The organism is Corallococcus praedator, assembly GCF_003612125.1.
GTDB classification, from domain to species: Bacteria; Myxococcota; Myxococcia; order Myxococcales; family Myxococcaceae; genus Corallococcus; species Corallococcus praedator.
In genome coordinates this window covers 1-8,285 of the sequence record NZ_RAWI01000398.1, presented here as the reverse complement: position 1 = coordinate 8,285, position 8,285 = coordinate 1, and the positions used below count along the sequence as shown (strand labels likewise).

Annotated in this window: 7 protein-coding genes; 4 read left to right on the top strand and 3 right to left on the bottom strand. The window is 70.9% G+C overall.

The window, feature by feature from the left end; genetic code table 11:
• Positions 1-183: 183 nt before the first annotated feature.
• Together D7Y13_RS34020 and D7Y13_RS34015 are read right to left on the bottom strand one after the other, a co-directional pair.
• Positions 184-1,743 carry a M50 family metallopeptidase gene (locus tag D7Y13_RS34020; RefSeq protein WP_233595539.1) on the bottom strand — a complete coding sequence of 520 codons (1,560 nt, stop codon included), beginning with the start codon at positions 1,741-1,743 and terminating at the stop codon, positions 184-186.
• A 16-nt stretch (positions 1,744-1,759) separates the two neighbouring features.
• Positions 1,760-2,182 carry an NUDIX domain-containing protein gene (locus D7Y13_RS34015; RefSeq protein ID WP_120537981.1) on the bottom strand — a complete coding sequence of 141 codons (423 nt, stop codon included), beginning with the start codon at positions 2,180-2,182 and terminating at the stop codon, positions 1,760-1,762.
• Between the two features lie 72 nt (positions 2,183-2,254).
• Between D7Y13_RS34015 and D7Y13_RS34010 the strand changes: the two genes are divergently transcribed.
• Both D7Y13_RS34010 and acs read left to right on the top strand, forming a co-directional pair.
• Complete coding sequence (locus tag D7Y13_RS34010) at positions 2,255-2,740, top strand: hypothetical protein (protein ID WP_233595540.1); 486 nt, start codon at positions 2,255-2,257, stop codon at positions 2,738-2,740.
• 61 nt (positions 2,741-2,801) lie between these two features.
• Entirely contained in the window at positions 2,802-4,754 is a 1,953-nt protein-coding gene (gene acs / locus D7Y13_RS34005) for an acetate--CoA ligase (RefSeq protein ID WP_120583636.1), read from the top strand.
• A gap of 12 nt (positions 4,755-4,766) precedes the next feature.
• Here the strand turns inward: acs and D7Y13_RS46000 are convergent, their stop codons facing one another.
• The gene (locus D7Y13_RS46000; RefSeq protein ID WP_158620365.1) at positions 4,767-4,928 is read right to left on the bottom strand and encodes a hypothetical protein; all 162 of its coding nucleotides are present in this window, start codon (positions 4,926-4,928) and stop codon (positions 4,767-4,769) included.
• A gap of 229 nt (positions 4,929-5,157) precedes the next feature.
• Between D7Y13_RS46000 and D7Y13_RS34000 the strand changes: the two genes are divergently transcribed.
• A complete protein-coding gene (locus tag D7Y13_RS34000) occupies positions 5,158-6,873 on the top strand; it encodes a dipeptidase (RefSeq protein ID WP_120630909.1) in 1,716 nt (571 codons plus the stop codon).
• A gap of 206 nt (positions 6,874-7,079) precedes the next feature.
• Complete coding sequence (locus D7Y13_RS33995) at positions 7,080-8,051, top strand: squalene/phytoene synthase family protein (RefSeq protein WP_158620256.1); 972 nt, start codon at positions 7,080-7,082, stop codon at positions 8,049-8,051.
• Positions 8,052-8,285 lie beyond the last annotated feature (234 nt).

The window sequence follows — 8,285 nt, the reverse complement described above, 5'->3', positions numbered from 1 at the left end:
GGCAGGGGCATACGGGTCTCTTGGAGTGCGGCGGCGAGGGGACTCGGCGCCACGGCTTCTAGTGGTGTGTACGGGCCACTGCAATCGATGCGAGGGAGCGCGGATGCGCTGGGCCGCCCAGCCAGCAGGGGCTCCGTGCGCTGGAGGCAGGGCGGGGGAGCAGACGTCGCTCCGGTCCGCTTCTCAGGGCGGGGCCGGAGTGACGACGCGCTGCGAATCCCGCTCGGGGGAAGGGGCACCCGCGTCCCGTGCCAGCCCGGGGGCGGCGGTCGCGGAAGCGGGCGGCGTCGCGGGACTCGGAGCGGACATGGAAGCAGGCACGGGCACGGGCTTGTTCCCCGATGGAGGAGGCGTCGCAGCCTGGGCAGACACGGGATTGTTCCCTGACGCCGGAGCAGGCGTCCCCGTCGAAGGAACGGCTGCGGATGCCCCCGGTATCGGTGGGACCGTTCCGGCCAACGACGCAGGCGCTTGAGGTGCTGAGGCTCCCGGCGGCGGTGCGACGGCGACGCCCGCGGGCGTGACCCCAACCTTTGTCCCCGGATGCGGAGCGGCGTTGGCGCTGACACCCGTCGGCGCGGCGCCGTGCACCGTGCCGCCGTCCAGCGTCGGCATCGTGCTCCCCGTGGATGCTGGCGACGTCGGCGCGTGCGCGGTCGCAGCGCCACCCGTCGCCGCCGTGCCACCCGTCACGGTACGCGGAGCGGGCGACGCGGGCAGCGCGCGACGGATCTCCGCGCCCGCCGTGGCCACGATGCCAATCGACAGGAAGAGGAACCCGGCCGTCTGCGCCACCGTCTCCACGCGCGGCGGAATGCGCCGGCCACTCACCGCCTCGATGGCGAGCAGCAGCACCCGGCCCCCATCCAGTCCCGGCACCGGCACCATCGTCAGCAGCGCCAGCGCCACCGACGCCGCCACCATCGCGCGCACCAGCGCATCCAGTCCCGACGCGGTGGACGACGCGACGTCGGAGGACTCCTGTCGCATCAGCGCGCCCGGCCCGCCCCGACCCGTGACGCCCGGTCCCCGCACCAGCGCCACCAGCGTGGACAGCGCCTCGGATGCCAGGCGCCCCGTGTGGACGATGGACTGGGTGAAGGCCTCGCCGGGCACGTGCGTGCGGAACACGTACTGCTGGCTCACGCCGATGCGCCCCGTGCCCCGCTCATCCGCCCGGGGCCGCACCTTCACCGTGCGCGGCTCGCCGTGCCGCTCCACCGCCAGGTCCAGCTCATGGCCCACGCCGTCCGCCACCCGCGTGACGAAGTCCGACCAGCTCTCCAGCGGCTTGCCGTCCACGCGCACCAGCCGGTCCCCCGGCAGCAACTGCGCGCGCGCCGCCTCCGAACCCGGCAGCACCGTGCCCACCGTCAGCGGCACCACCACGTGCGTGCCCGACGAATACAGGGCGAACAGCAGGCCCACCGCCACCGCGTAGTTCGCCGCCGGCCCCGCCAGGATGATGGCCATCCGCTTGAGCGGCCCCAGCGTGCCGAACCCCGTCGTGTCCTCTTCCCCGGAGCGGTGCGGGTTCATCCCCTGCAGGTTCGCGGATGCACCCAGTGGAATCGCGCCCAGCACGAACTGCGTGCCGCCCAGCCGGAACGACAGCAGTGGCGGCCCGAAGCCCACGGTGAAGCGCGGCACCCGCACGCCCAGCAGGCGCGCGGCCACCAGGTGCCCCAGCTCATGCACGATGAGCAGCGCCCCAAGGGCGAGCAGGACGAACAGGTAGTGCATCCGGACCCGTCCGCGCCTACAGCTTGCGGCGCTTCCCGGTGCGCTTGTAGGTCAGGTAGTCGGACAGGATGGTGCCGTGGTCGAAGCAGAGGTCCTTCGGCAGCGCGTCCAGCGTGAAGGTCTTCGCCTCCGCCGCGTCGTCCGCGCCCACCGGCTCTCCCTTCGCCTGCGCGATGAACACCGTGGAGATGGTGTGCAGCCGCGGGTCGCGCTTCGGATCCGAATAGCTGAAGAACTGCTCCTCCAGCGTCACGTCCAGCCCCGTCTCCTCCTTCGCCTCCCGGATGGCCGCCTTGTCCAGCGGCTCACCCTCGTCCACGAAGCCGCCCGGCAGCGCCCAGCCCACCGGCGGATTCGCGCGGCGGATGAGCACGATGCGCTCGCCAGACAACTCGATGATGCAGTCCACGGTGGGTTTGGGGTTGCGGTATTCAGGCATGGCGGCGCACTCTACCTCCGCCCCCACCCGAGCGCCCGCTCCGGATGCCTCCCGTGGGCGATGGTGCGTGCCGTGTCTACCCTCCGACGCCTCTGTCTCGTTGCCTTCGCGCTCGCGGCCCCCTCCCTGGTGGGCTGTCTGCCGTACAGCCAGAACGAGGGCGACTACGAACTGACCCCCGTCGAGCTGCTGCGCGACGACTGCAACCTGCTGCCGCAGGTGATCGACGAGTTCCGGCTGGGCCTCCAGATTTCGGGCCGCGTGGTGCGCGCGGACTTCGGCGTGCAGAACATGCAGCTGCTCGGCTACTTCCTGGAGGACGGCGAGGCCTTCACCGCGGACGGCAGCGTGGCCAACGTGAGCGCCTCGGCGAACGGCCAGGAGTGCCTGCTCGGTCAGATCCGCGTGCACCTGGACGCCACGACGCAGTGCTCGACGCAGTTCAATGGTCAACTGCGGCTCGTCTACGACTCCGACGGCGTCACGCAATGCTCCTGCGAGCTGTGGGTCCGCTTCGAAGGCGTTCAGGGAAACACCCGCTGCGAAGAGTCGCCTTGAGACTCGGGGGCTGGACCCCTAGAACAAGAGGGCTGTTCCCACGCGCAATGGAGGGACGCCCATGGCTGACCCGCAGGCAATCAACTCGGTCCTGACCGAGTCCCGCGTCTTCCCCCCGCCCGAGGAGTTCTCCCGGCGGGCCCACATCCGGAGCATGCAGGACTATCAGCGGCTGTGGGACGAGGCCGACAAGGACCCGCAGAAGTACTGGGGGGACCGTGCCCGCGAGGAGCTCTACTGGAAGGAGCCCTTCAAGACGGTGCTGGAGTGGAAGCCCCCCCACGCGCGCTGGTTCATCGAGGGCCGGACCAACCTCTCCTACAACTGTCTGGACCGGCACCTGCCGAAGCTCGCGGACAAGCCCGCCATCCTCTTCGAGGGGGAGCCCGGCGACCGCCGCTCCGTCACCTACGGTGAGCTGTCGAAGCAGGTGAACCGGCTGGCCAACGGCCTCAAGTCCCTGGGCGTGAAGAAGGGCGACCGCGTCGGCATCTACCTGCCCATGGTGCCCGAAGCGGCCGTCGCGATGCTGGCGTGCGCGCGCCTGGGCGCGGTGCACTCCGTGGTGTTCGGCGGCTTCTCCGCGGAGGCGCTCCAGGAGCGCATGAAGGACATGGGCGCGAAGGTGCTGCTCACCGCGGACGGCGGCTGGCGCAAGGGCGCCGTGGTGCCGCTGATGAAGAACGTGGAGGCCGCGCTCCCCAACGCCCCCAGCATCGAGAAGGTCGTCGTGCTCACGCGCACCGGCGACGGCAAGCTTCCCGACGGGCCGAAGTTCATGGCGTGGGACGCGCTGGTGAAGGACCAGTCCGACACCTGCGAACCGGAGTGGGTGGAGAGCGAACACCCGCTGTTCATCCTCTACACGTCCGGCTCCACCGGGAAGCCCAAGGGCGTGCTGCACACCACGGCGGGCTACGCGATGAACGCGTCGCTCACCACGCGCTGGGTGTTCGACCTGCGCGAGGACGACATCTACTGGTGCACCGCGGACGTGGGCTGGGTGACGGGCCACACGTACGTCGTCTACGGCCCGCTGATGAACGGCATCACCACGGTGCTCTACGAGGGCGCGCCCACGCAGCCGGGGCCGGACCGCTTCTGGGACATCATCGAGCGCTACAAGGCCACCATCCTCTACACCGCGCCCACCGCCATCCGCGCCTTCATGCGCCTGGGTGACGGGCCGGTGAAGCAGCACGACCTGTCCTCGCTGCGCCTCCTGGGCAGCGTGGGCGAGCCCATCAACCCCGAAGCGTGGATGTGGTACCGCGACGTCATCGGCGGAGGCCGCTGCCCCGTCGTGGACACGTGGTGGCAGACGGAGACGGGCTCCATCATGATCTCCCCGCTGCCGGGCGCCACGCCCACCAAGCCGGGCTCCGCCACCCTCCCCCTGCCCGGCATCCACGCGGAGATATTGGACCGCGACGGCAACCGCGTGCCCAAGGGGCAGGGCGGCCTGCTGTTCGTGACGAAGCCCTGGCCGTCCATGCTGCGCACCGTGTACGGGGACCCGGAGCGGTACGTGAACACGTACTTCAGCGAACTGCCCGGCATGTACTTCACCGGCGACGGCGCGCGCACGGATCCGGACGGCTACCTCTGGCTGATGGGCCGCGTGGACGACGTGGTGAACGTGGCTGGCCACCGCCTGGGCACCGCGGAGGTGGAGAGCGCGCTGGTGTCGCACCCGAAGGTCTCCGAGGCCGCCGTGGTGGGACGCCCGGATGACCTGAAGGGCACCGCGCTGGTCGCCTTCGTGACGCTCAAGCAGGGCAACGCCCCGTCGGATGCGCTCAAGAAGGAGCTGGCCACGCACGTGGGCAAGGAGATTGGCGCCATCGCCCGGCCGGACGACATCCGCTTCGCGGAAGGGCTGCCCAAGACGCGCTCGGGGAAGATCATGCGCCGGCTCTTGCGCGACGTGGCCGCGGGCAAGACGTCCACGCAGGACACCACCACGCTGGAGGACCTCAACGTGCTGGCCACCCTCCGTCAGAACGACGAGTAGGCGACCTCCTGCTCAGGACCGGCTGTCCTCCGCGTCCTTGCGGGGGCGGCCGTGCTTGTCCCTCACGTTCTCCCGGTCCGCCTTGCTCCACCAGATGCGGGAGCTCCACAGGGCGGGGCCCAGGACGACCGTGAGGACGAAGAACACGACCAGGCCCACCACGATCTCCGTCAAGACGTCCTCCAGGGGCCCGCGGGGGCCGGAAAAGACAACCCTAGCGTCCCCGTCCAGCAGGTGCCACGAGAGGGAACCGGGCGGGAAGTAGCACGGCGCTCGGCCCCTATCGCCTCCGTGCATGCCGCGGGGCGGCGAGACTCCGCGAGCCTCGGGGGCCCGGGCGCTTCACGGTCGGGCAACCTGCCTGGGCGGGCAGCCGGCGGCAGTCCTGCTAGATTGCGCCGCCATGAACCGATTCTCCTCGACCCTGTTCACCGCGCTGCCGCTCACGGCGGTGCTGGTCGCCCCCGTCGCGGACGCCTGCACCAGCATGCTGGTGACGAAGGGCGCCACGACGGACGGCTCCACGTTCATCACCTATTCGGCGGACTCGCACGAGCTGTACGGCGAGCTGTACCACACGCCCGCGCGCCGCCACGCGGCCGGGGCGCAGCGCGACATCGTTGACTGGGACACCGGCAAGTTCCTGGGACGCATCAAGGAACTGCCCGCCACGTACTCCGTGGTGGGCAACATGAACGAGCACCAGCTCTCCATCAGCGAGTCCACCTTCACGGGCCGCAAGGAGCTGGAGGGGCCCTCGGGAATCATCGACTACGGCTCACTCATCTACGTGGCGCTGGAGCGCGCGAAGACGGCGCGCGAGGCCATCCAGGTGATGACGGACCTGGTCGCGGAATACGGCTACGCCTCCACCGGTGAGACGTTCTCCATCGCAGACCCGAAGGAGGCGTGGCTCCTGGAGATGATTGGCAAGGGAGCCGGCCAGAAGGGTGCGGTGTGGGTGGCCCGGAAGCTCCCCGACGGCTTCATCTCCGCGCACGCCAACCAGTCGCGCATCCGTCAGTTCCCGCTCAGCGACTCCGCCACCACGCTGTACTCGCCGGACGTCATCACCTTCGCGCGCGCGAAGGGCTGGTACACGGGCGCGGACAAGGACTTCAGCTTCGCGGACACGTACCACCCGCTGGACTTCGGCGGGCAGCGCTTCGCCGAAGGGCGCGTGTGGAGCATCTTCCGCCGCGCGGCCCCGTCCATGAAGCTGGGCCTGGAGTACGCGGACGGCTCGGACCTGAACAAGCGCCTGCCCCTGTGGGTGAAGCCGGACAAGAAGGTGTCCGTGCAGGACGCGATGGCGCTCATGCGCGACCACTTCGAGGGCACCGCGCTGGACATGTCCAAGGACGTGGGCGCGGGGCCCTACGCGGCGCCCTACCGCTGGCGCCCCATGACGTGGGACGTGGACGGCAAGAACTACGTCCACGAGCGCGCCATCTCCACGCAGCAGACGGGCTTCTCCTTCGTCGCGCAGATGCGCGGCTCGCTGCCGGACGCCATCGGCGGCGTGCTCTGGTTCGGCGTGGATGACACGTTCACCACCGTGTACACGCCCATGTACGCGGGCATCCGGCAGGTGCCGAAGAACTTCGCGCAGGGCGTGGCCAGCCGCGGAGACTTCTCCTGGGATTCGTCCTTCTGGGTCTTCAACTGGGTGTCGAACCAGGCCTACGGGCGCTGGAGCGACATGATCGTGGACGTGCAGAAGGCCCAGGGCGAACTGGAGGGCCAGTTCCTCGCGGATCAGGCCCACGTGGAGAGCATCGCGCAGACGCTCTACAAGCGCACGCCCGAGCAGGCCCGCCAGTACCTCACCGAGTACTCGCTCCAGCAGGGCGACAAGGTGCACGCGCGCTGGCGCAAGCTGGGCGAGCAGCTGCTCGTGAAGTACATCGACGGCAACGTGCGCGACGCGACGGGCAAGGTGAACCACCCGCGCTACCAGGACGCGTGGTACCGCCGCATCGCCGCGGACAACGGCCCCCGCCTGGAGTCCCGCGAGAAGCCCGAGCCGAAGCCCCAGGCTCCGGTGACCCCCGCGGCTCCTGTCCCGGCCCCCGCGGCCCCGGCGACGCCGAAGCCCACCGTCGCCCCGGCCCCCTGAAGTACGCCTGGGGGGGCGCGGCACACCGGGAGGCTCCCTTCCGGTGTCCCGCTCCGGGCGGCGGTCCCGGCTGTGACGCGGCGTCCGCCCCCGGGCCCGCGCGGTGCGAGGCCGCGCGGGTCCTTCACGTTCGCGCGTGTGTCGACGCGCGGCTTGTGGCAGTCACGGGCCCGGGCGGAGCGCGCCCCTTCGCGAAGGACGGTTCCTTGAGTGACGCTTCCCTGGTGACAGCCCTGCCGCTCCGGGACGACGAGCTGGCGGACTTCCTCGAGCGCACCAGCCGCACGTTCGCGCTCGCCATCCCGCTCCTCGACGAGCCCCTGCGCAGCGAGGTGGGCCTGGGCTACCTGCTCCTGCGCGTCGCGGACACGCTGGAGGACGCCGCCCCCTGGTCGCGCGAGGAGCGGCGCGAGGCCCTGGCCGGCTTCGAAGCGCTGCTCCAGGAGGATCCCCAGGCGGATGCCGAGGCCATGGTGCGCGGATGGTTGTCGCGCCGTCCCACGGAGAACGCGGGCTACCTGGAGCTGCTCGGGCGCACCCCCGCGCTGCTGGCGAGCCTGGACGCGCTGCGCACGGAGGCCGGCGCCATCCTGCGCCACTTCGTGTTGAAGACGGTGCAGGGCATGCGCGAGGTGCTCGCGGGCGCCACCACGGAGGGCCTGCTGACCCTGCACTCGCTCCAGGCGCTGCGCGACTATTGCTACATCGTGGCGGGGCTGGTGGGGGAGCTGCTCACGGACCTGTTCGTCCTGGATCCGCGCCTCGCGCCCTACTCACCGAACCTGCGCGCGCTGGCGCCGCTGTTTGGCGAGGGTCTGCAGCTGGTCAACATCCTCAAGGACGTGCGGCAGGACCGGCAGGAAGGGCGCGCGCTGCTGCCCGCGGACGTGCAGATCCAGGACGTGGAGCGGCTGGCGGGGGAGGACCTGGTCGCGGCGGCCCGCTACGTGCGAGCCCTCTACGGCGCGGGCGCCCCCCGGGACGTGCTCGCCTTCACCACGCTGCCCCTGCTGCTGGCGCAGGCCACGCTGGAGCTGCTGATCCGCGACGGCGCCGGCGCCAAGGTGTCCCGCGCCGTGGTGCACGCGCAGATGGACGCGCTCCAGGCCGCGCTGGAGCGGGGCCAGCTCCCGGAGGCCGTGGAGGCCCTCGCTGGCCCCGTGCCCGGAGGTCCCTGAAAAGCGTTGGGAAGGCCGCAACTCCAAGGCGCCTGCATCGGATAATTCCAATGTTGGTGTTTCCCCCTCTGGAGTGCCGCCCCCATGAACTGCGCCCGCTCGTCCCCGGCGGTCATCGTGTACTTCCCCGCGCGTTCGGACGCGGCGCCCGCCCGGGTGCAGCACCGCGTGCTGCGGGTGGCGCGTGAGGGCCTGGAGTCGGGGGGGCTGCCCTTCGCCGCCACGCGTCAGCGC